The sequence below is a fragment of the Syntrophotaleaceae bacterium genome, from assembly GCA_041390365.1.
Classification (GTDB): Bacteria; Desulfobacterota; Desulfuromonadia; order Desulfuromonadales; family Syntrophotaleaceae; genus JAWKQB01.
This window is the reverse complement of the sequence record JAWKQB010000003.1, coordinates 259,376-281,553: the sequence shown is the minus strand read 5'-3', so window position 1 is coordinate 281,553 and position 22,178 is coordinate 259,376. Positions and strand designations below refer to the sequence as shown.

The window sequence follows — 22,178 nt, the reverse complement described above, 5'->3', positions numbered from 1 at the left end:
TGCACACCTATCCCAGCGGGCAGCGCCCCAGCTTGATGTGATCGACCACTTCCTGTTCGAAATGACGCAGCAGGCCGTCCACCGGTCCCATGGCGCCGAGTGCCAGGGCGCAGAAGGAGCGGCCGTTGATGTTTTTCAGCAGTCCGCGCAGCATGTCCACATCCTCCGCGGTTCCTTCGCCCATCTCGATCCTTTCCAGCAGCCAGCAGACCATCGGCAGGCCGTCACGGCAGGGGGTGCACCAGCCGCAGCTCTCCCGGGCGAAGAATCGCTGCAGATTGAGGGTCGCCCGGACCATGCAGGTGCGATCGTCGAACACCACCAGGCCGCCCGTGCCGAGGCGGGTTTTCACCGCTTCCAGCGGAACATAATCCATGGGTGTGTCGAAATGCTCCGCCGTCAGGTAGGGGGTGGAAGCCCCTCCGGGCAGGCATGCCTTGAAACCGAGGCCTCCCCGGACCCCTTCGCCGTACTTTTCGACCAGCTCGCCAAGAGGGGTGCCCAGGGGCAGTTCGAAACAGCCGGGGCGGTTGAGGTGTCCGGACAGGCAGAACAGCTTGGTCCCGGCACCCTCTTTGGTCAGGGCCAGATCCGAAAACCATTCCGCTCCCCCTGTGACGATGTGCTGGATGTTGCACAGGGTTTCGACATTGTTCACATTGGTCGGTTTTGCGAAAAGCCCCTTGACGGCCGGAAAGGGCGGTTTGGAGCGGGGGTTGGGCCTCTTCCCCTCCAGACCGTTGAGCAGAGCCGTCTCCTCGCCGCAGATGTAGCGGCCGGCGCTGCCGTGAACGAACAGGTCAAAACAGAAGTCTGTCCCCAGGATATTGCGACCCAGCAGTCCCGCTTCCCTGGCTTCGGCGATGGCCCTTTCCAGATTGGCCCGCCCCTTGTCGTAGGCATAGCGCACGAAGATGTAGCCGGTGGGGATGTTGAGGGCGTAGGCGGAGATGGTCATCCCCTCCACCAGCTGGTGGGGGTCCGATTCCAGCAGGGCCCGGTCCTTGAAGGTCCCCGGCTCCATTTCATCGCCGTTGCAGACCAGGTATTTCTCACCGGTGGCATCTGCCGGAAAGAGGGACCATTTCACACCCGTGGCGAAACCGGCGCCGCCGCGGCCGCGCAGACCACTGGACTTGACCAGATCGCGAACCTCCTCCGGGGTCATTTCGCCGAGGGCTTTTTTCAGTCCTTCGTAGCCGCCGGTTTTCCGGTAGCCTTCGAGGAAAACGGTTGTTCCGGGTTGGCGGTTCTTGAACAGAAGCTGGGTCATCGTCCTGCCTCCTGCCGCTCCCTGACCAGAATCTGGTCGATCTTTTCGGGAGTCAGGTCGCCATAGAGGCGGTTTTCGATGCGCATGGCCGGGGCCAAATCGCAAGCGCCCAGGCAGCAGGTCGGAAGGAGCGTAAACACGCCGTCTTCCGTGGTTTCTCCCGGAGCGATGTCGAGTCGCTGCTGCAGGTACCGGTAGACCTCTTCGCTGCCGCGACTCCAGCAGCAGATGGAATCGCAGACATGAATGACCTTCCGCCCCACCGGGCGGCGATAGATCTTATCGTAAAAGGTGGCGACCTCGTCCACCTGCAGGGGCGAAAGACCGAGTAGCCGAGCGGCCAGCTCGACCCCTTCGTCGGAGACCCAGCGGTGGCGCGCCTGGATTGCCAGCAGGACGTCGACGATCATTTCCCGCGGGGCATGGGCGGCGTCGATCCGCTGTCGCAGGTCGGCCATTTCTTCTGGAGGCAGCAGTGTCGGCATCTCAGCGATCCACATCGGAAAGAACAAAATCCACGGAACCGAGTATGGTGATCAGGTCGGCGACCAGGCCTCCCCGGCTCATCCATGAGACTGCCTGGATGTGAGGGAAGGAGGGGGTGCGAATACGCATCCGGTACGGCACCGTTTTGCCGTCGCTGATGGCGTAATACCCGCACTCGCCCTTGCTCGATTCAATGGCCCGGTAGCATTCTCCCACCGGAGGAGACGGCCCGCGGGTGACGTTGACGAAGTGATGGATAAGGCTTTCGATATCGTTCAGTCCGTCCTCCCGCTGCGGATAGGAATAACGGTAGTCATCCACCATCCAGCGGCCCGGCGGCATGTGGGCTGCAGCCTGGCGGACGATGCTCAGGCTCTGCCGCAGTTCTTCCATCCGGACCAGATACCGGGCAAAACAATCGCCGCCGGTGGCTGTCGCGACCTTGAAGTCGAACTCCTCGTATCCGCCGTAGGGCATGGTTTTGCGCAGATCCCAGGCAAGCCCGCAGCCCCGCAGATTGGGTCCGGAGAAGCCCCAGTCGATGGCCTGCTCCAGGGTCACGGTCCCGACCCCTTCCGTGCGGGCCCGGAAGATGGGCCCGTCCGTGAGCAGCCGCTCGAATTCGGCGATGCGCTGATCGAAACTCGCGGTAAAGGCATCGACAGGTTGTTTCCACCCCTCGGGAAGGTCGTTGGGCAGACCGCCGATGCGGAACCAGGCGGGGTGCATGCGTCCGCCGGTCACCAGTTCAATAATGTTCAGAATCCGCTCGCGGAGCTCGAAACAGTAGAAGACCGGAGTCATGGCACCGATGTCGTGGGCATAGGTGCCGAGCCAGACGAGATGGTTGGCGATGCGGAACAGCTCGCACAGCATGATGCGGATATAGCGGGCCCGGGGCGGAACTTCGACCCCGCACAGGGTTTCGACGCTGTGCAGGTAGGCCAGGTTGTTGAGAACGCCCGACAGGTAATCGACACGGTCGGTGTAGGGGATGTACTGATGCCAGCTTTGCCGCTCGCCCATTTTTTCGGCCGCCCGATGGTGATAGCCGATATCGGCGTCCACATCGACCAGTTCTTCGCCATCGAGCTTCAGAATCATCCGCAGTACACCATGGGTGCCGGTGTGCTGCGGACCGAGATTGAGCAGCATGGTTTCCGCGTCCCCGGCCTGCGGGCGATCCCGGAAAAACTGGTCGACGGGTCGCATCGGCAGGCTGTCGGCGGTGTCCCGGGTATAGGGCGGCATTTCCGTGCCGCGGTAGGGGTGGTCCTTGCGCAGGGGGTGCCCCTGCCAGTTGTCCGGCATGAGGATGCGCCGCAGGTCGGGATGACCGGCAAAGCGGATGCCGAACATGTCGAAGACTTCCCGCTCGTACCAGTTGGCCGATGGCCAGAGCTCGGTTATGGAAGGTGTTTCCGGGTCCTGTCCGGTCAGGGGGACCTTGATCCTCAGATAGCCGGGTTCGTCAAAGGAGAGCAGATGGTAAACCAGGGTATAGTCGTGATCCGCCCGCAGGCTCTCGTCGACGGCCGTCAGGTCTTCCAGGCGGCGATAGCGGTTGGGAGCCTCCTGTTTCAAAAACCGTAGGAGGTCCGAGGCCTTGTCCTTGCTCACGATCCAGGTCGGCATGTCCGCCGCCGTTTCGTCCTTGCGGGCACTTTCGGCAAAACGGACGCTCAGCTGCTGCTCGAGGGTTTCGGTTCCGGCGGGGAAGGTGACCCTGGGCTGGGTTGGCCGCCACATGTCTCCGGAGCGGTTCTTCCAGAAAAGCGGATGCTGCAGCGAAGTGCCGCGGAGCGGGGCATTGCCGTATCCGGGCCCCCGGGGATCGCGGCTTTTGCTGACGCCGTCGACCAGAATGGGCACTTCGGTTCCCTCGCTGCCTCCCTTTAGGCCGAGCACCGGGCGGGCCGGGCGCTCCTCCCGGGCGATCTTCTCCTGCAGCAGCTGAATGCCCTGGATGAAGGCTTCCGGCCGGGGGGGACAGCCGGGGATGTAGACGTCCACCGGCAAAATCTGGTTCACGCCCTGAATGACGCTGTAGACGTCGTACATGCCGCCGGAGTTGCTGCAGCTGCCCATGGAAATGACCCATTTGGGATTCGCCATCTGTTCATAGAGGCGCAGGATGGCCGGTCCCATCTTCTTGAAGGGGGTACCGGCGATGATCATCAGGTCAGCCTCGCGGGGCGATCCGCGCAGGACCTCGGCACCGAAACGGGCCAGGTCGAAGAGAGGGGTCATGCTGGTCATCATTTCGACAAAACAGCAGGAAAGGCCGAAAAACATCGGCCAGAGGCTGTTCTTGCGGCCCCAGTTGATGGCGTCGTCCAGAGTGGTGAGGATGATGTTGGGCGGCAGTTCGTTGTTCATGGTTGTTGTTTTACCTCGTCATGGCGGCGTCGGGGGCCCCAATCCAGTCCGCCCCGGCTCCACAGGTAGACCAGGCCGAGAAAGAGAACAACGATGAAAAACAGGATCTGGAAAAAGCCGTTCCAGCCCAGCAGGTCGTAGGCGACGGCCCAGGAGGCGACGAAAACGACTTCGATATCGAAGATGATGAAGAAAATCGCCACAAGGTAGAATGGTGCGGGTTGTCTCGGGTAGGCCGGACCGCTGCCGGCGACACCGGATTCGTAGGCCGCTCCTTTAAGAGGAGAGACTGTTTTGCGACCGAGCAGGCGGCAGGCTAGAAGTAGAAAGACGATCAGGGCAAGGGCCATCCCGGCATAAAGGCCGAGGGAGATCAGGCCCTCGATGGAGGGGGCCAGGCCGGATGAGGATATGGAGGAACCATCCAGGGGCATGGGGGCGCTCATGAAATAAAGATAGCAAAACCGTGGCAACGGAACTTCAGGCGGCCATCGAGACAGTCGGGAGGTTGCAAGGCCAAACCTGTCTTTACCCGATCAGTAAAATCCGGCCTAAGAATAACACAGTTTGAGGGGATGTCCAACCTGCAAAATCAATCGAAACAGCTAGATATCGCTGTCCAGGAGGCAACTTGCGGGTTTTAATCTTTTCGCCCGACGGCTATGGCGGAGCGGGCCAGTTCGTCGCAACGTTCGTTCTCCGGGTGACCGGCATGGCCTCTGACCCAGTGCCATTCCACCTGGTGCCGGCGGGTCAGTTCGAGCAGTCTTTCCCAGAGATCGCGGTTAGCGACATCCTGCCGATTGGAGTTTTTCCAGCCCTTTCGGATCCAGCCGAAAATCCATTCGGTGATGCCCTTCTTGACGTATTGGGAGTCGGTGGTGAGATGAACCCGGCAGGGGCGCTTGAGGGCTTCGAGTCCGGCGATGACCCCCATCAGTTCCATGCGGTTGTTGGTGGTTTCGGGATCGAAGCCGGAGAGTTCCTTGACATGACCGTCCCAGCGCAGGAGGGTGCCGTAGCCTCCCGGTCCCGGGTTGCCGGAACAGGCTCCGTCGCTGAAGATTTCCACTATCTTGTGGTCGGTCGCCATGGTCAGCTTCGCCGGATGAAAAAAGCGGGCGGTCAAACGGAAACAGCCCCATCACCTGGGGGGTAATGGGGCTGTGTTGTTGTTGGCGTCCCCAGGGGGATTCGAACCCCCGTCGCCGGCGTGAAAGGCCGGTGTCCTGGGCCGGGCTAGACGATAGGGACTTAACTGGTGAGCCGCGTTGGGATCGAACCAACGACCATCTGATTAAAAGTCAGATGCTCTACCTACTGAGCTAGCGGCTCTCGCTCACAACGGAATGCCTTTATACTGAATCGGCCAAAAAGAGTCAACCCCTTTTTTTATTTTTTCCGAGGGTTGGGAATAATTAACAAAATACCTGAAAATCAAACATTTTCAAGGTTCCCGACCTTTTCCCGCCTTTACTTCTGAAACGGATTCCGCAGCTGAATGGTCTGATCCCGGCGAGGGCCGACGGAAACCAGAATCACCGGGCAGCCGGTCACCTCCTCCAGCTTCCGCAGATAGGCCCGCGCCCGCTCGGGCAGTTCCTCGTAGGTGCGCGCTTCCGTGATGTCGCATTGCCAGCCGGGCATTTCCTCGAAAACGGGAGTGCATTCCTTCAGGGTGTCGAGTTCCTTCGGAAACTCCTCCAGCAGGTCGCCCCGATAGGCATAGGCCGTACAGATCTTGATGGTCTCCAGGTCGTTGAGGACATCCATCTTGGTAATCGCCAGTCCGGTCATGCCGCTGGCCCGCACCGCGTCCCGCAAAGCGACGGCATCGAACCAGCCGGTGCGGCGGGGGCGGCCCGTGGTGGACCCGAATTCATGCCCTTCCCGGCGCAGCTTGTCGCCCATTTCATCGGTCAGTTCGGTCGGGAAAGGGCCTTCGCCAACGCGGGTGACATAAGCCTTGGCAATGCCGATGACTTCGTCCAGAAAGCGGGGCCCGACTCCGGTGCCGATGCAGGCGCCGCCGGCGACCGTCGAGGAAGAGGTGACATAAGGATAGGTGCCGTGGTCGATATCGAGCAGGCTGCCCTGGGCCCCCTCGAAAAGCACGTTGCACCCGGCGGCCATGCTGCGGTTGATCAGCAATGAAGTGTTGTCCACATACTTGGCGAGTTCCCTCCCATAGGCCTCGTACTCCTGGATAATCGCTTCTTCGTCGAGCGGTTTATCGTTGAGATAATGCTCGAGAAGGAAGTTTTTCTCCGGCAGCATTTCTTTCACTTTCCGGGCAAAGGTATCGGGTTTGATCAGGTCGGCGATGCGGATGCCGCGCCTCCCCACCTTGTCCTCATAGGTCGGACCGATCCCCCGGCCGGTGGTGCCGATCTTGCTGGCGCCGGACCTGCTTTCGCGGGCGATGTCGATGGCTTTGTGATAGGGCATGATGACATGGGCGTTGCCGTCGATGATCAGTTGCCGGTCATCTTTCAGATAGCCACGTTTTTTAAGCTGTTCGATCTCCTGCAGGAAGACTTTGGGGTCGATGACCACGCCATTGCCGATCAGGCAGCGTTTGCCTTCATGCAGGATTCCCGAGGGGATCAGGTGCAGTACGGTTTTCTCGCTGCCGACCACCAGGGTGTGACCGGCATTGTTGCCCCCCTGAAAACGGACCACCTCGTCGGCGTATTCCGTGTAGATGTCGACGACTTTGCCTTTTCCTTCGTCGCCCCACTGGGCGCCGACAATTACAACATTTGCCATAGTTGTTATTCTCTCCTGGTCGGAATTTTACAGGCGGAAATCCGCCTCAAGCACCGACGGGTATTCGATCTGGCGCTCGTGGCCGTCGGCCAGGCGGATCAGCCTGACCGCCTGGTTCTGTTCGCCGATGACCATCACGAAGCGGTAATTCATTTTCTGAGCATAAGCGATGCTCGCTTCAAGGTCGCGGATGATGATATCCCGGGCTGCGGAGTAGCCTTTACCGCGCAGGGCTCTGGCGGCTAACTGGGCAGGCTGTTTGTCCTGTCCTGACTGGATAATCAGGACGTCGCTGAACTGCAGGGCGGTTTTGTCCAGCTCCCGGTCGAAAGCGCTCAGCAGGTTGAGCAGGTTGAAGGCGAAGCCGGTGGCTGGTGCCGGCAGGCCGTAGCGGGAAGTGAGGTTGTCGTAGCGGCCTCCGGAGCAGACCCCTCGACCCAGTCCGCTGAGAAAGCCTTGAAAAGTGATGCCGGTGTGATAATCGAGGCCGCGCAGTTCGCCCAGATCGAAAGTGACATGTTTTTCCACCCCGTAAACCTCCAGTGTCTGCAGCACCTGCCTGAGGTTTTTGAGGGCGCGTCGGGACCGTTCGTTGGCAACGACCTTCTCGGCCCGGTCGAGTACCTCCCGGCCCCCGAACAGGCGTGGCAGGGCCATCACTTCGCGGCGGGCCTGCTCGGTGAGGGCTGCACCCTCCAGCAGTTCCTGCAGGCCGGAGCTGTCCTTGCTGGCGATGGCGCTCTGCACCAGGCGGAAGTGCTCCGGCGACAGGGGAAGGTCGGCCATGACCCCGCGGAAGAACTCGACCTGGCCGATGTCGATGGTGAATTCTTCAGCTCCCAGGGCCTGCAGGCACTCGACCGCCATGGCGATCATTTCGGCATCGGCCTCGGGTCCTCCAAGGCCGATCAGTTCCACGCCCGCCTGAAAAATTTCCCGGTCCTTTCCCGCCTGCAGCTCCGTATGGCGCAGAACCTGGCCGTTGTAGGAGAGGCGCAGCGGCAGGGGGGCCTGGTTCATCCGTGTTGCCACAATACGGGCCACCTGAGGCGTGATGTCCGGTGAAAAAGCGATCAGCTGACCGTCCTGACGATCGTCGAAACGGAAGGTCTTTTCCCGCAAACCTTCCCCCAGCCCCCTTTCCAGAACGTGGAGGTATTCCAGGGAAGGGGGGATGATCGGCCGAAAAGCCCAGCGCCGGAACACTTCCTGGAGCGTCTGCTGCAGATATTCGATTTTGGCGGCCTTTGCCGGAAGGAAATCCTTGACTCCCTTGGGAAGCATGGCTTCCGACACATTCGGCAGGGTGATAGTCACTATATGCAATCCTTTTTCGTTCGCTACTCTGGCTCAATGCCATTCCCGAAGGTCCTGTTTTCGGGAATCCAGCTTTTCGAAACTTGACATCATGGATCACCGAACGAGCCACTCGTGCATGGCGACCCCAAATCGCGAATAGACGAACTTATTTGCGGGTTGTTTCGAAACGGGTTTCCGCTTGACTATAGGGTTACCTGCACGGCGGAAGTGATGTGCGGGTAGGCGCGCAGCTGCTCCAGCACACTCTCGGGGATCTTGCTGTCCACGGTCAGCAGCGAAATCGCCCGGCCGTTGATCTTGTGCCGGGACAGGTTCATCATGGCGATATTGATGCCTGCCTGACCGAGCACCTGACCGATAAAGCCGATCACTCCGGGCCGGTCTTCGTTATGCAGTACCAGAATGTGGCCGCAGGGTTCGGCCTCGACGTGGTGGCCGTCAACGCGGACAATGCGGCAGTCGTTTTCGCCGAATAGCGCGCCGCTGACCGAACTTTCCCCCTCGTCGCTGCTGACGCTGAGGTTGATGACGTTGCTGAATTCGTTCGAAGTTACGCAGCTTCTCTCGATGACCCTGATGCCCCGTTCGCGAGCCAGATGCGGAGCATTGACGTAATTGACGACCGGTCCAAGGATCGGGGTCAACAACCCTTTGAGCAGGGCGAAGGTCAGTGGCCGGGTCGGATAATCGGTGATGCTGCCGGCAAATTCTATGGTTACGCTCTTCATGCCTTTGAAGCCTCGCAGGGTCTGAAAGGTCCCCAGACGTTCAGCGAGGTCGACGTACGGCCCGATCTTTGTCAGCAGGTCGGAACTGATCGAGGGCATGTTGATTGCGTTGACCACGATCCCTTTCTGCAGGAAGTCGACGATCTGCCTGGCCACCTGAACCGTGACATTGACCTGAGCATCCACCGTGGCAGCGCGCAGGTGCGGTGTGCAGACGACCTTGTCGAGAGCCAGAAGGGGATTCCCCTTCGACGGAGGCTCCTTGCGAAAAGCGTCCAGGGCCGCGCCGGCAACCCGCCCATCGCTGATGGCATGAGCCAGGGCCTCTTCATCGATCAGACCGCCTGCGGCGCAATTGATGATCCGGCACCCGGGCTTAACCCGGGCCAGTGCCTCCTCCCCGATGATGTCGATGGTTTCCGGCGTCACCGGCACGTGGAGACTGATGAAGTCGGCCTCGGCCAGTAAACGGTTGAAGTCCACCGGTTCAGCGCCGATTTTCCGGATCATGTCGTCGGCCAGATAGGGATCGCAGACGATAACCCGCATCTTCAGGCCGAGGGCCCGCTCGGCAACCAGTTTTCCAATCCTGCCGGAGCCGATGATGCCGAGAGTCTTGCCGCTGATTTCGACACCAAGATAACGGTCCTTGTCCCAATTGCCGTTCTTGATGGCCCGGTGGGCCTCCGGGATCTGACGGCTCAGAGCCAGGAGCATGGCGATCGTGTGCTCGGCGGCGGTAGTGGAGCTGCCGAAGGGGGTGTTCATGATCACCACGCCCTTGCGGTTGGCCACTTCCAGATCCATGTTCTCGATACCGATTCCTGCCCGGCCAATGACTTTAAGATTGCGGGCGGCCTCGAGGACTTCCGCGGAGACGTGAGTGCCGCTGCGCACCACCAGGGCCTCGACATCGGTCACCGCGTTGAGCAGTTCCGCGGGTGAGATTCCGGGACGGTACAGCAACTCTATTCCCGTGGCATTTTCAAAGACCGCGAGACCTTCGGTGGAAAAGATATCGGACACCAGTACTTTCATTTCCAGCCCGGAACGGGTTAGGCCTGCCAATGCGAAAAGGAAGGAAGGCCGAAGCAACCACTTAAGTTAGCAACAGGGACCCAGGATGTCAAGAACTTGAAGTTCCGTTTCGCCCGTGGTTATTGGCATATAGAGGGGACCGGACGGAAACTGAAAAGGCTCCGCAGGGGTCTGCGGAGCCATGGCGATTGGAAGGGCCGGGAAAAGAGCCGGTATTCAAAGCTTGTTCACATTGGCGGCCTGGGGGCCTTTCTGACCCTGGGTGACCTCGAAGGTGACCCGCTGTCCTTCTGTCAGGGACTTGAAACCATCGCCGGTTATGGATGAAAAATGGACGAAAACATCAGGGCCGTTGTCCTGAGCAATAAATCCATAACCCTTGGCATCGTTAAACCACTTGACCGTACCTTGTGCCATAACTTTTTTACTCCTTTTTCAACCTGAGCGGGGGAAAAGTTGCCCCGGTCGTTCATGAAGTTGTCCGACAAGGATCCAGGGTTGCGTCGGGGAAGGGAGGAACGGCAACAGCGGGTTCACCTCAAGTTGCGGCAGCCGGCTTCATGAATGATCGGGGTTCGGACACCCTGTCCTGAAGGTCCCTAAGCCGTCGGATCGGGTGGTCCGGCGACCTTGGAAAAAACCAATAATCGTATTGACCTATAGCACAAGTTGCCGGGCATGCAATCTCCCGCCTTAGAATTTTTTCGAAAACGCACTGTCCGGCCCCAATTGCCCGTCCCATGAATCGCCCCTACAGGCCGCATTGTTTCAGATACTGCACCAGGAGCCGGACGCCGACGCCGGTTGCCCCCTTCGGACGGTAACCGCCGCCGTTTTCTTCCCAGGCGGTGCCGGCGATGTCGAGATGGGCCCAGCGGAAGTTTGCGGCGAACTTGTGCAGAAAGGCAGCTGCGGTGATGGTTCCGGCGGGCCGGCCGCCGATGTTCTTGACGTCGGCGATGTCGCTCTTGATCTGTTCCGCATATTCGTCCCACAGGGGCAGCTGCCAGAGCTTTTCCCCGGTCAGCTCGCCGCAGCGCATCAACTGGCGGATCAGCCCCGGATGATTGCCGAGAACGGCGGTGGCATGGTGACCAAGTGCGATGATACAGGCGCCGGTGAGGGTGGCGAGGTCGATGACGACACGGGGCTGGAACCGTTCCACATAGGTCAGGGCGTCGGCCAGGATCAACCGGCCTTCGGCATCGGTGTTAAGCACTTCGATGGTCCGACCGGAAAGAGAGGTCAGGATGTCGCCGGGACGAATGGCCGTGCCCGAGGGCATGTTTTCCACAGCGGGGATCACCCCGACCAGGTTGACAGGCAGCCTGAGCAGGGCGGCGGCACGGAAGGTGCCCAGAACTGCCGCGGCTCCGGCCATGTCCATTTTCATCTGGTCCATCTTTTCGCCGGGTTTGAGGGAGATGCCGCCGGAGTCGAAGACGACCCCCTTGCCGACAAGGGCGATCGGTTGGGCATCTTCCGTGCCTCCCCGATACTGCAGGACAATCAGGCGCGGTTCCCGAACGCTCCCCTGAGCCACGCCGAGCAGGGCGCCCATGCCTTCTGTTTCCATCTCCTGTTTGTCCAGTATGGTGCAGACCAGCCCATGTTCCTGTGCCAGATTGCGAGCCTGATCGGCCAGGTATTCCGGAGATTTGACGTTGCCGGGCTCATTGACCAGATCCCTGGCCAGATGAACTCCACTGCAAAGATGCTGCGCCTCCCGAATCCCGGCTTCGGCAGCAGGCAGGGAGTTTTTTTGCGACACCAGCAGCAGCAGAGACATCAACGCTGGCGTGGAGTTCTGGTCCTTGTCGGTCCGATAGCGTTCAAAACGGTAGGAGGCGAGAAGGATCCCCTCGACGACGGTTTGAGCGTTTTCCTTGAGGGCAGGTTCCGGGAACAACTCTTCCGGGAGGAGGAACGCGCAATCGGTAATGCTCCTCTCTGCCAGGAATCGGGCCGCGGTGGCAGCTGCCGAACGGAGCACCTCCCCTTCCGCTTCCCTGGTTTTTCCCAGACCGACCAGCAAAAGGCGTTCGCAGGGGAGCCCGCGCGTATGCAGAAGCAGGGTCTGGCGCCGCTTGCCGGAAAATTCACGGCTTTTCACAGCGCCGGTGATCAAACCCCCCAGGGCCTGGTCCGCTTCCTTGGCCAAGGGATGCAGCTTGCCCTCGGGAAGACACATGACCAGACAGGAGGTTTTCTGTTTCAGGGCATGGCCGGATTTGACTCGGATATCCATGGAAGTCCTTTCTTAAAATGGGTTTTTTGATTTAAATCGGTATCGGTATCGGTATCGGTATCGGTATCGGTATCGGGTTTTAGGATTCAACTTAACATTCAAGATCAAAGGCCCATCCCGATCCCGATTTGGATTTTTACGATAAGGCAAATCTTTGAAAAAGAATCCCGACGGATCCCGCCGACTCCCGCTATTGAATTATATGTAATAATAATGATACCTTAAATCACTTAATCGGGCTAAATTTTTCGCCACTGGCAATTGCGGTTGCGGCGAGGATCGGAACAGGAAAGGATTTTCATGGCGGCAAGGGCATTTCAGGTCACCCTTCTCGGGTCCGGTACAAGTACCGGGGTGCCGATGCTCGGCTGCGATTGCGAGGTCTGCCGCTCCTCCTTCCGCAAAAATCACCGCACCCGCTGCAGCGCCCTGATCACCTGTAACGGCCGGCAGATCGTCATCGACACCTCCACCGATTTTCGGCAGCAGGCCCTGCGGGCAAAGCTCGATCATGTCGATGCCGTACTCTACACCCACGCTCATGCCGATCATATCCACGGCATCGACGACCTGCGCGCTTTCAACATGGTCTCCCGAGCGGCGATTCCGATTTTCGGCACGCCGGCGACCATGGCCGTGATCCGGAGCAATTTCCGCTATATCTTCAGCGGTGCGGTCAAACCCGGATTCCGCCCCCAGCTCATTCCCTGGGAGATCGGCGGTGAATTCATGCTCTGCGGACTGCCGATACAGCCCGTTCCGCTGCGGCACGGAGAGGAGCAGGAGTCTTGCGGTTATCGCATTGGCACCTTTGCCTACCTGACCGATTGCAACGGTATCCCTGACGGGTCGCTGGCGCTCTTGCGGGGACTGGACGTGCTGGTCATCGACGGTTTGCGCTTCCGCTCACATCCCACCCATTTCAGCATTCCGGAAGCGATCGAAATAGCCGCTGTACTGGGAGCTCGGCGCACAGTGCTGACCCATATCAACCACGAGGTCGAACACCGGCGGGATGGTGCTTCCCTGCCGAAAGGGGTGGAGCTGGCCTATGACGGACAGCAGTTTCGAATGCCAGTCCCGCAGGAAAGCCGTAATCAAATTCCATAAATGTTTCAGCCGCTTGCAAGGTGTGCCAATCCTTGTATGATTAATCTCCAGCCACTTGAGAGGAGTCATGGAATCTTCCCCGTCTCTTGAAGCGATCCGCAACTTCGGCATTATTTCCCATATCGATGCGGGAAAAACCACTGTTTCGGAGCGCATTCTGTTCTATACCGGTCGAAGCCACAAGATCGGCGAGGTTCACGACGGTGCGGCGATCATGGACTGGATGGAACAGGAACAGGAGCGGGGCATCACCATTACCGCCACCACCACAACCTGCCGCTGGCACAACTGGTCGATCAATCTCATCGACACTCCCGGCCATATCGACTTCACTATCGAGGTGGAGCGTTCCCTGCGGGTTCTCGACGGGGCGGTGGTCATTTTCAGCGCCGTGGAGGGGGTTCAGTCCCAGAGCGAGTCGGTCTGGCGCCAGGCCGATCGTTACCGGGTGCCGCGCATCTGTCTGATCAACAAGATGGACCGCATCGGCGCCGACTACCGGGAGGTGCTGAAGCAGATTGCCGACCGATTTCAGGCCAGGCCGGTGCTGATGCAGCTGCCGGTCGGGGAGGAAGGTGGGTTTTCGGGGGTCGTCGACCTGCTGCGGGAGGTCATCCTGACCTTCAACGAGGAGGATCAGGGAGCGTCCGTGCATTCCTCCCCCCTTGATGGCCGGTACCGGGATGAAGTTCGCATCGCGCGGGAAAAAATCATTGAAGCCGCCGCGGATTTCGACGACGGCATCCTAACGGATTTTCTGGAAGGCCGATTTATCGAGGGGGACCGGCTTTCAGCCGCCCTGCGGCGCGGGGTGCTGGAATGCCGCCTTTTCCCGGTGTTTCTCGGGACGGCCCTGCGCAACAAGGGGATCCAGCCGCTGCTCGATGCCGTCGGTACCTTTCTCCCCTCACCCCTGGAAACCCCGCCGGTAAGGGCTCATGCCGGGCCTGACGGGAAGGACGATCTGGTCCTGCCTTGCGATCCCAAAGGGCCTTTGTGTGCCCTGGCCTTCAAGGTGCTTTCCGACGAGGGCCGGAAGCTGACCTACCTTCGGGTCTATTCCGGAACGCTGCATGCCGGGGATACACTGTTCAACGGCACCCGGCAGATGCCGGAGAAGATCGCGCGACTGTTCCGCATGCATGCCCATAAGCGGGAGAAAATCGAACTGGCAAGGGCGGGGGATATCGCCGCGGCGGTGGGACTGAAGCATGCTCTCACCGGCGACACCCTCTGCCGTGAAGATCAGCCACTGGTCCTGGAAGGGCTGACGGTGCCGGAGCCGGTGGTCTCCCTGGCGGTGGAGGCCAAAAGGATCGACGACCGGGAGAAGCTGCTGCCGGCTTTGGAAAAGCTGCAGTGGGAGGATCCGACCTTTCGGGTTCGCGAGGACTCCGGGACCGGGCAAACCATTCTCACCGGCATGGGACAGCTGCATCTGGATATCATTGTCGAACGTCTGCTGCGGGAGTTCGGCGTGGAGGTGAAGACCGGGCGGCCCCAGGTCGTTTACCGGGAAACCATTCAGCAGGCGATTGAACATCGTGAGATCTTCAATCGGGAAGCGGAAGGAAAAGTTCAGCATGGGGAGGTGCTCTTGAAGCTGCAGCCGCTCAAGCAGGGGGAAGGGCTGCGGGTCGTTCTGCCGTCCGAAGGGGAAAAATCCCTGCCGCAAGAGTGGCGCAAGCATCTGGAGAACAGCCTTTATCAATCCTGTGCGGCCGGTGTCCAGGCGGGATATCCTCTCACCGATCTCGAAGTTCGCGTTACGGAGCTGCCTTACGAGACAGGGTTGACCACCGAGGTAGGTCTGCTGGCCGCCGCACAGCGAGGACTGAGCCTGGCCGCACGCCAGGGGAAGCCGATCCTGCTTGAGCCGATCATGGCCCTGGAGCTGTTCGTGCCGACGGAATATGCGGGCAAGGCCCTCGGTTCGATTCAGCAGAAGCGCGGACGGGTGGAGGGGATGCAGAGCCGGGCCGGTATGGAAACCATCCGCGCCAAAGTTCCCCTGTCCGAAATGTTCGACTACATGACCGAGCTGCGCAGCGCCACCAAGGGCCGGGGCACCTTCACAATGGAATTCGCCTATTACGACCAGGCGCCTTTGGAAATATTGAAAAAATTCGGGTTGGCATAACCTGGTTGCTCGTGGCTCGTAGCTCGTTCAGAGGCTTAAAACCAGGGCGGATACATGGGGCCTCCCCTACGGTCCCTCATCGGTGGGCAGGGGTTCCAGGCCACGGCGGGCCAGCTCCAGTCGCACATCGTTCCGTTTTATCTGCAGGGCTTCCACCGGCGTCTCTCCGCCGACCCCCTTGCTGGCTCCCAATCCGACGGCCCCGCCGTCGAATCCGAAACCAAATCCAAGTCCCAGTCCGAAACCCAGTCCGCCTCCACCGGACTCCCGTCCTGCGATCCGGTCATCCAGCTGCCGGTAATATTCCACCAATTCCTGGTCCGTCATGTCGGTATAGTCCGTTGTCAGCAGTTCCTGGTTGGAGAGGCGGGAGGTTGAGCATCCGGTGGCAACCAGGGTAAAAAGAAGAACCGGCAAAAGAAACGGAACACAGAACCTTTTCATGTTTTCTCCGTTTTTGAAAGCGCAGACAAAGAAAGGCATATAGGTAACGATCCAGCCGCAAATCGATTCTCCATGCCCGAGGAGGTTTTCGTATCCCTGATTTCAGGACTTTTGCTCTGGATTCTCGATCAAAAACCGCCTCGGGAATGATGGTTATTAATAATAGCAGAAACAGCAATAACTTTCTGCCTGGTTACGACCATGCATTTGTCTGATTTAACAAGAAGTGGGGCCGGTTAAAAATATTTTACTTGTTCTCCGATATGTATTCTGATACATAGCGACTGTTCACATCTAAAACCTTGTTTTCTTTCTCGTTTGATCCATCGCAGCGAAACAGCGAAAATCTGCTCCGTCCAGGCATTTATCAGGCACCGGAACCTGAGCATTTCGAGGAGTTGGAAGAGCCTTTCATATCAATTGTGTCGAGACAGGCGAATCGGATTCCCTTTTCCCCACCGTTTATCCACATGACGTCATTGGAAATGGGTTATTGCGGTCCGATTGTTCTTTCGAGAGTTGGTCGGTCAGGTCCGCCCCCACGAAATGGAATGCCGTTTGGAGTCAACCTTTAGGTGCGCAATGGGCGCCGGCAGGGTTAGACCCGCTGGTGCCCTTTTTATTGGACCCGGAGACCTGTGAGGTATTCCAATTCCATTGGAGGAGGCATTAATGGAAAAAAAGAGGCTGAAAGTGGCAGCCTGGACATGGCTGTTGGTACTAATGCTTGCAGGACCATGCTACGCGGCGGAGGATGTTAACGGAGAGGTTTTCTCTCTGGGCGAAGTCATTGTTAGCGGTGAGGACCAGGTGGTTAATCTGGCAACTACCGTCAATGAAGTAACAGCGGAGGACATCAAGCAGCGCGGTGCCCAAACGGTGGCCGAGGCACTCACCCTTTTGCCGGGGCTTTATGTCGCGATGGGAGGCAAGGACCAATCTTTTGTTAATATCCGGGGTTTCGACCAAAGTGATGTCAAGCTGCTTATAGACGGCGTACCCGTATATGAACAATATTTCCGGACATTGGACCTGTCCCAAATACCAACCGACTTTATAGCTAAAATCACCGTGACAAAAGGCGCTTCTTCAGTGCTATACGGCCCTAATACCTTAGGTGGTGTAATCAATATCATTACCAAAAAAGCTGGGAGCAAACCTTCTGCTTCTGCCACCGCTGCTTGGGGGGATTATAACACTCAGGAATACAGCGTAAGTGTCGGTGCTCCGATTGACGATTTTAATTTTTGGCTGGGTTACAGCTACCGTGATTCCGACGGTTATCGCCTCTCGGATGATTTCGAGCCGGATGCCAAGTTCTATGGCGAAAATAATTTTTTGGAGGACGGAGGAAAGAGGGATGACAGTGCCTATATAAAACGTACCTTCAATACGAAAGTCGGTTGGGACCCGGCCAAAAATACGAGTCTTTATCTTACTTTTGATTACCAAAATAATGTGAAAGGTATACCTGACAGGGTTTGGACATTCACTGACTGGGAACAATACAATATCAACCTGGTCGGACAAGTGCAGATTGCCGAGTGGCTGCGCTTGAAATCACGTGTCTTTTACGTTGATCATGATGATACGATTGAAGATACTGACTTGGCTTTTACAGGAACAAGGCATTTCTTTCTAAAGTCTGCTTACGATAACTACTCAGTTGGCGGCGATGTCCAATCTTTTATGGACTTTGGAAAGTGGAGCTTCCTCAAGGTCGGTCTTTCCTTCGTTCGGGATAATTGCGAACAAACCGAAGTGCCGCTCTCCGGAGGTGGTTGGGTCGATGCAGGAGAATTTGAATCCGATACCTATTCGATAGGTGTCGAGGATGAAATTCGCCCTCTTGATTGGTTCGCTATTACGGTTGGAGCCAGCTACGACTATTATGATCCACGAAAAGCCGATGATCCGCGCAACCCCAATGATGGAGATGTGCCGTCAAGCATCGACGTTTTCAATCCCCAGATGGGCGTGGTTGTTGATGTAAGCGAAAATACGCAGCTGCATGGTTCTGTTGGAAAAAAGACACGTTTTCCGCATCTCCAGGAACTCTACAGTTCAGTTGCCGGTGGCAATCCGGACCTCGATCCTCAAAAAACGATTGCCTATGAAATTGGTGTGACCCAAGTCTTTTCCGATAATATCACTGGCACGCTGGCCTATTTTTACAATGATATTGAAGACTTGATTGAGCGTATCACCATTCCGGGCACAAGGGATAGAATCTACGTCAATATCGGCGAGGCGCGAACTCAAGGGGTTGAAGCAACGCTGGGTGTGGATATCACAGATAACTTCTGGGCAGGCTTCAACTACACTTACCTGTCTACGAAAAATAAGGATACCGGGAACGAACTGGAGGCCCGGCCACGGCATCGGGCCAATATCGACCTTCGTTACCGCTTCCCATTCGGTCTGACCACCGCAATGCAGGCATCCTACACCCAGAGACAGTATTACGAAGACTTTGACGGCAATTGGAAGAGAGGACCCGATTATTTTTTGCTCAATGCCCGAGCAGAACAGATTTTGGGCAGTCTCTATAATGTCCAAGGACGAGTTTTTATTGAAGTGCAGAATATTACCGACAAGTTCTACCATGAATCGGAGCATCTGGCTCCCGGCCGCAACTTCCTGGCCGGCCTGAACTTCACGTATTAGATGTAATGTAGAAACTTCTTTCCACCGCGAGGGCTTGTAGCATGACCCTGCAAACTGCCTCCTCTATGTTATTCAATGCGGCTGCCGGCGTTTACGTCGGCAGCCTTCTCTTTTATCTTTTTCGGCGAATCACAGTCTCGCTCTGGCTGCTGGCCGGCGGTTTCGCCCTGCACACCGTCAGCCAGATCCTTCGTTGCTGGCGCTGGGGGATGTTTTCCCTCGACGGGGTGTTCAACGGGGCGCTGTTTCTGCCCTGGTGTCTGGCTCTGCTGGGACTGCTGCTCTGGCTGAAGGGACGGCGGCAGGAGGGTGCGTCCTTGAGCTGGCTGACCGCCCTGTCGATCCTGATCACCCTGGCCCTGCCGGTGGATATTCCTCCGCCGGGTCCTTTCACCGCCACCTGGTCGTCGCCGATGTTCTTCCTGCTCGAGGTGGCGGCCATCGCTCTTTTCCTGGCTGGCGGCTGGTTTGCCTGGCGCCAGTTGCGTCTGCGCAACGGTGATATGCTGTTCGATCAGTTGGCCATCTGGGGCTTCATTTTTTACAGCCTGGCCCAGGTCGTCGGCGCCGTATGGAGCTACCTTGGCTGGGGCGGCCCTTTCCACTGGGGAGAGCGCCATCTTCAGTCGGCGGCCATCTGGTGCCTGTATTGCGGATACCTTCACACTCATTTCGATCGTTCCTTCGATATTCGCAACAAGGCTCGCTGGGCTTTTGGCGGAGGGGTGATTGTCCTGGTGGTGGCCTATGCCCTGCAGGTGGCGGCTCATCTGACCGTTCTCAATCCGGCCAAAGGGTCCGGCAGGGGTTCGGCCCATGTCACCGCCCAGGAGCAGGTGCACGGCGTTGTGCCCCATGGGGCGGTACCCAACGCCTGCCGGAACTCTGAACTGGTGGAGGAAGGCAATGATTGATCGTCTCTGGAAATTTCTGGCCGGAATCCGTCTGACCCTGTGGCTGCTGGTTCTGCTCACCGTCAATCTTTTTGTCGGCAGCTTCTACGCTAAATTCATGCCGGTGTTCGGCCGGCTCAATCATCGGCTTTTTCCGGAATGGATGCTGGACCATGCGGACATCCACAGCTGGTGGCTGTTCACACTCTTTTTCCTGCTCTTCCTACTCGGCGCAAATACCCTGGCCTGCACCCTTGAGCGGATAAATTTTCTCTGGCGCCGGCGCAATCATCACCGGAGAAGCATATTCTCCCTGCTGATGGCGCCGTCGATCATGCATTTCTGTTTTCTGTTCATCATTGGCGGCCATGCGCTGACCGAATTTGCCGGCAGCAAACAGCGCCTGCGGGCGGAGGTTGGTGAGGCCGTTACGTTGGACGACCGGGAAATTACCCTGCTGGATCGTCGCTTCGACTTCTGGCAGGAACCTCAGCTGCAGGGGGCTCTGCGCCGAGCCACGGCGATCCTGCAGCTGAAAAAGGGCGAAAGCGTCGAGCAGCGGGAAATTTCCATTCTCGAGCCGGTTTTCTGGGAAGGCTACAACCTGCATCTGGGGAGGGCCGGTAAGCCCGGAACGGATGCCCTGCCGCCGCTTGAAATTGTCGTCAAACGGGATCCCGGTCTGATGCTGATCCTGTTGGGCAATACCGTTCTGTGCCTGTTGATGCTCTGGTATTTTCCCCAGATCAACAAGATTCGCAATGGAGGACACAGCAAATGATGAGAAAGTCGGTTCTATTGCTCGGTCTCGCCGCGGTTTGGCTGCTGTCTGCCGGCCCTGTCCTGGCCATGGATGTTCCCCCGTCCTCTTCCTCCCCGGCCCTGACCATCACCGGAGAGGTCAAGCATCCCTTGAATTTGACCGTCGAGGACTTGTCCCGTTTTCAGTCGATGGAAATCAAGCTGAACGAAGTGGCCCGGGACGGGAGCTTCCACGGCGTTTACCTGCATCAGGCGGTTCCCCTGCGCACCCTTCTCGATATGGCCGAAATCAAAAAGCAGGCCCAGCCTTTCGAAAAGGAGATCGACCTGGCCATCCGGGTCACCGACCGGTCCGGCCGGCAGGTGGTGCTGTCCTGGGGAGAAATCTATTACAGCAATGCCACCGAGTATAGCGTCGCCTTTGCCGCCACGCCGATCAAACCGATGATGGCCGAGGCCCGTTGCGCGGGCTGCCACGGTCCTGAGATCTACCAGAAATCGCTGATTCAGGCGGAACGGCCGGCCATCATGCCCAAACTGCTGGTCAAGGGCGATTTCTATACGGATCGCTGTCTGGAGGGGATCACCCGCATCGAGGTGATCGATCTCTATCCCGACCTCAAGGTGGACCGGTCGGCGAAGCTCCATTCGGATGGATTTGTGGTGACCGGCGCAGTCAAGAAGGAACTCAGGCTGTCCAGCCTGAAGGGTTTCCCGAGCATGGACATGATGAAGAAGGTGGTCGGCGTGCACATGGGTTATCACGGCCTGCACAGCTACAAAGGCGTCTCTCTCGTCAAGGTGCTGGAAAAGGCCGGCGTGGGGGACGAGCTGACCAAGGTTGTGATGATTTCCGCGCCGGATGGCTACCGGGCCCTGTTCTCCTTTGGCGAGTTGTACCAGTCCTTCGCCGGAAAGCGGATCATGCTGGCGGAAAGCGACAACGGCAAACCCCTCGAGGGGCAGCGAGGCGGCAAGTGGCGCATCATCGTGCCCGAGGAACTGGTGGACGACCGGGATGTGCTGGCAGTGGATCGCATCGAGGTGATCGACCTGAAACCGACGCCGAAGATCAGCGTGATCGGGGTCGGCCCCGGCGACACCGATCTGATCACCCTGGAAGCGATCGGCGCCCTGGCCAGGGCCGATGTGCTGGTGGCGCCGGAGGATATCCAGAAACGCTTCGCTCCCTACCTCGGCGGCAAGCCCGTACTGTTCGATCCTTTGAAAATGATCAAGCACGTCTACCGAATGGATCATCCGGATCTTTCCCAGGATGAGCTGGAGAAACGCCTGATCGAAGAACGGGACTCCAACGTGGCCAAGATTCGGGAGGCTCTTGCCAAAGGCCGGAACGTTGCCTTTCTTGACTGGGGCGATCCGATGATCTACGGCAGCACCCGCTGGATCCGGGCCTTCTTCGATGACGATCAGCTCGAAAGCGTTACCGCCCTCAGCGCCTTCAACGCCGGCAATGCCATGATCCAGCGGGATGTCGGGGCCGGGGGCTCCATCGTCATTACGGTCCCCAGCGGCCTGAAGAAAAATCCGGATCTACTTGCGTCGGTGGCCAAAAGCGGAGATACCCTGGCCATTTTCATGGGGCTGAAGGAGTTCCAGGACCTGCAGGCTCTTTTTGACCGGCATTATCCGGCCGATACTCCCGTGAACCTGGTCTACAGTGCCGGCATCGCCAAGGACGAGCGCCTGGTGCGCACCACCCTGAAAGAGGCGGCGGGGAAACTGCAGGCCGATCCGGAGAAGTTCCTCGGCCTGATCTACATGGGGCCCCGGTTGAATGTGCGGTTCGGGGAATGCCATTAGTTTTTTGAATACAGCACGGACAAGGGGCAGGGTCGATTCGTATCTGGCATGCGGCTGCGGACCCTGCCTCTTTTTTTGTTCCTCAACCGAATCGGTA

General features: G+C 58.4%; 17 protein-coding genes and 2 tRNA genes. 6 read left to right on the top strand and 13 right to left on the bottom strand.

Features of this window, described 5'->3' with window-relative positions; genetic code table 11:
- Positions 1 to 7 precede the first annotated feature (7 nt).
- The 12 genes from nuoF to R2940_13625 form a co-directional block, all read right to left on the bottom strand.
- Complete coding sequence (gene nuoF / locus R2940_13680; protein ID MEZ4600832.1) at positions 8 to 1,273, bottom strand: NADH-quinone oxidoreductase subunit NuoF; 1,266 nt, start codon at positions 1,271 to 1,273, stop codon at positions 8 to 10.
- Positions 1,270 to 1,758, bottom strand: a complete 489-nt coding sequence (gene nuoE, locus R2940_13675) for an NADH-quinone oxidoreductase subunit NuoE (protein MEZ4600831.1) — start codon at positions 1,756 to 1,758, stop codon at positions 1,270 to 1,272. The genes nuoF and nuoE overlap by 4 nt, the downstream gene beginning before the upstream one ends.
- Before the next feature lies 1 nt (position 1,759).
- Complete coding sequence (locus tag R2940_13670) at positions 1,760 to 4,138, bottom strand: NADH-quinone oxidoreductase subunit B/C/D (GenBank protein MEZ4600830.1); 2,379 nt, start codon at positions 4,136 to 4,138, stop codon at positions 1,760 to 1,762.
- Positions 4,135 to 4,572 carry an NADH-quinone oxidoreductase subunit A gene (locus R2940_13665; GenBank protein ID MEZ4600829.1) on the bottom strand — a complete coding sequence of 146 codons (438 nt, stop codon included), beginning with the start codon at positions 4,570 to 4,572 and terminating at the stop codon, positions 4,135 to 4,137. Before R2940_13665 ends, R2940_13670 begins: the two co-directional genes overlap by 4 nt.
- A 206-nt stretch (positions 4,573 to 4,778) precedes the next feature.
- Entirely contained in the window at positions 4,779 to 5,231 is a 453-nt protein-coding gene (rnhA, locus tag R2940_13660) for a ribonuclease HI (protein ID MEZ4600828.1), read from the bottom strand.
- An 83-nt stretch (positions 5,232 to 5,314) separates the two neighbouring features.
- Positions 5,315 to 5,392, bottom strand: a tRNA-Glu gene (locus tag R2940_13655).
- A gap of 5 nt (positions 5,393 to 5,397) precedes the next feature.
- Positions 5,398 to 5,473: transfer RNA gene (locus R2940_13650), tRNA-Lys, on the bottom strand.
- 138 nt (positions 5,474 to 5,611) lie between these two features.
- Positions 5,612 to 6,907 (bottom strand): adenylosuccinate synthase, encoded by a 1,296-nt coding sequence (locus R2940_13645; GenBank protein MEZ4600827.1) that lies wholly within the window; start codon positions 6,905 to 6,907, stop codon positions 5,612 to 5,614.
- Between the two features lie 27 nt (positions 6,908 to 6,934).
- Complete coding sequence (locus R2940_13640; GenBank protein ID MEZ4600826.1) at positions 6,935 to 8,224, bottom strand: ATP phosphoribosyltransferase regulatory subunit; 1,290 nt, start codon at positions 8,222 to 8,224, stop codon at positions 6,935 to 6,937.
- 185 nt (positions 8,225 to 8,409) lie between these two features.
- A complete protein-coding gene (gene serA, locus R2940_13635) occupies positions 8,410 to 9,993 on the bottom strand; it encodes a phosphoglycerate dehydrogenase (protein ID MEZ4600825.1) in 1,584 nt (527 codons plus the stop codon).
- 216 nt (positions 9,994 to 10,209) lie between these two features.
- Positions 10,210 to 10,410 (bottom strand): cold-shock protein, encoded by a 201-nt coding sequence (locus tag R2940_13630; GenBank protein ID MEZ4600824.1) that lies wholly within the window; start codon positions 10,408 to 10,410, stop codon positions 10,210 to 10,212.
- Between the two features lie 334 nt (positions 10,411 to 10,744).
- Positions 10,745 to 12,241 carry a leucyl aminopeptidase gene (locus R2940_13625; protein MEZ4600823.1) on the bottom strand — a complete coding sequence of 499 codons (1,497 nt, stop codon included), beginning with the start codon at positions 12,239 to 12,241 and terminating at the stop codon, positions 10,745 to 10,747.
- Positions 12,242 to 12,541: 300 nt separating this feature from the next.
- On the opposite strand from R2940_13625, the gene R2940_13620 reads away from it, so the two are divergent.
- Entirely contained in the window at positions 12,542 to 13,351 is an 810-nt protein-coding gene (locus tag R2940_13620; protein MEZ4600822.1) for a GPMC system MBL fold metallohydrolase, read from the top strand.
- Positions 13,352 to 13,418: 67 nt separating this feature from the next.
- The gene (gene fusA, locus R2940_13615) at positions 13,419 to 15,491 is read left to right on the top strand and encodes an elongation factor G (GenBank protein MEZ4600821.1); all 2,073 of its coding nucleotides are present in this window, start codon (positions 13,419 to 13,421) and stop codon (positions 15,489 to 15,491) included.
- Positions 15,492 to 15,557: 66 nt separating this feature from the next.
- Here fusA and R2940_13610 read toward each other — a convergent pair whose 3' ends face one another.
- Positions 15,558 to 15,935, bottom strand: a complete 378-nt coding sequence (locus tag R2940_13610; protein MEZ4600820.1) for a hypothetical protein — start codon at positions 15,933 to 15,935, stop codon at positions 15,558 to 15,560.
- A gap of 672 nt (positions 15,936 to 16,607) precedes the next feature.
- Here R2940_13610 and R2940_13605 point away from each other — a divergent pair.
- Genes R2940_13605 through R2940_13590 form a run of 4 tightly spaced genes read left to right on the top strand, consistent with a single transcriptional unit; the run spans position 16,608 to position 22,081 of the window.
- A complete protein-coding gene (locus R2940_13605) occupies positions 16,608 to 18,602 on the top strand; it encodes a TonB-dependent receptor (protein ID MEZ4600819.1) in 1,995 nt (664 codons plus the stop codon).
- Between the two features lie 41 nt (positions 18,603 to 18,643).
- On the top strand, positions 18,644 to 19,516 hold the full coding sequence (ccsA, locus tag R2940_13600) for a cytochrome c biogenesis protein CcsA (GenBank protein ID MEZ4600818.1): 873 nt from the start codon (positions 18,644 to 18,646) through the stop codon (positions 19,514 to 19,516).
- Positions 19,509 to 20,276: a hypothetical protein gene (locus R2940_13595; protein ID MEZ4600817.1), complete on the top strand. Its 768-nt coding sequence runs from the start codon at positions 19,509 to 19,511 to the stop codon at positions 20,274 to 20,276. The genes ccsA and R2940_13595 overlap by 8 nt, the downstream gene beginning before the upstream one ends.
- Positions 20,273 to 22,081 carry an SAM-dependent methyltransferase gene (locus R2940_13590; protein ID MEZ4600816.1) on the top strand — a complete coding sequence of 603 codons (1,809 nt, stop codon included), beginning with the start codon at positions 20,273 to 20,275 and terminating at the stop codon, positions 22,079 to 22,081. Before R2940_13595 ends, R2940_13590 begins: the two co-directional genes overlap by 4 nt.
- Positions 22,082 to 22,178 lie beyond the last annotated feature (97 nt).

Bases quoted from the DNA above. Each gene is read 5' to 3' on its own strand.
- nuoF (MEZ4600832.1), bottom strand. From the start codon at position 1,273: ATGACCCAGCTTCTGTTCAAGAACCGCCAACCCGGAACAACCGTTTTC.
- nuoE (MEZ4600831.1), bottom strand. From the start codon at position 1,758: ATGCCGACACTGCTGCCTCCAGAAGAAATGGCCGACCTGCGACAGCGG.
- R2940_13670 (MEZ4600830.1), bottom strand. From the start codon at position 4,138: ATGAACAACGAACTGCCGCCCAACATCATCCTCACCACTCTGGACGAC.
- R2940_13665 (MEZ4600829.1), bottom strand. From the start codon at position 4,572: ATGCCCCTGGATGGTTCCTCCATATCCTCATCCGGCCTGGCCCCCTCC.
- rnhA (MEZ4600828.1), bottom strand. From the start codon at position 5,231: ATGGCGACCGACCACAAGATAGTGGAAATCTTCAGCGACGGAGCCTGT.
- R2940_13645 (MEZ4600827.1), bottom strand. From the start codon at position 6,907: ATGGCAAATGTTGTAATTGTCGGCGCCCAGTGGGGCGACGAAGGAAAA.
- serA (MEZ4600825.1), bottom strand. From the start codon at position 9,993: ATGAAAGTACTGGTGTCCGATATCTTTTCCACCGAAGGTCTCGCGGTC.
- R2940_13630 (MEZ4600824.1), bottom strand. From the start codon at position 10,410: ATGGCACAAGGTACGGTCAAGTGGTTTAACGATGCCAAGGGTTATGGA.
- R2940_13625 (MEZ4600823.1), bottom strand. From the start codon at position 12,241: ATGGATATCCGAGTCAAATCCGGCCATGCCCTGAAACAGAAAACCTCC.
- R2940_13620 (MEZ4600822.1), top strand. From the start codon at position 12,542: ATGGCGGCAAGGGCATTTCAGGTCACCCTTCTCGGGTCCGGTACAAGT.
- fusA (MEZ4600821.1), top strand. From the start codon at position 13,419: ATGGAATCTTCCCCGTCTCTTGAAGCGATCCGCAACTTCGGCATTATT.
- R2940_13610 (MEZ4600820.1), bottom strand. From the start codon at position 15,935: ATGAAAAGGTTCTGTGTTCCGTTTCTTTTGCCGGTTCTTCTTTTTACC.
- R2940_13605 (MEZ4600819.1), top strand. From the start codon at position 16,608: ATGGAAAAAAAGAGGCTGAAAGTGGCAGCCTGGACATGGCTGTTGGTA.
- ccsA (MEZ4600818.1), top strand. From the start codon at position 18,644: ATGACCCTGCAAACTGCCTCCTCTATGTTATTCAATGCGGCTGCCGGC.
- R2940_13595 (MEZ4600817.1), top strand. From the start codon at position 19,509: ATGATTGATCGTCTCTGGAAATTTCTGGCCGGAATCCGTCTGACCCTG.
- R2940_13590 (MEZ4600816.1), top strand. From the start codon at position 20,273: ATGATGAGAAAGTCGGTTCTATTGCTCGGTCTCGCCGCGGTTTGGCTG.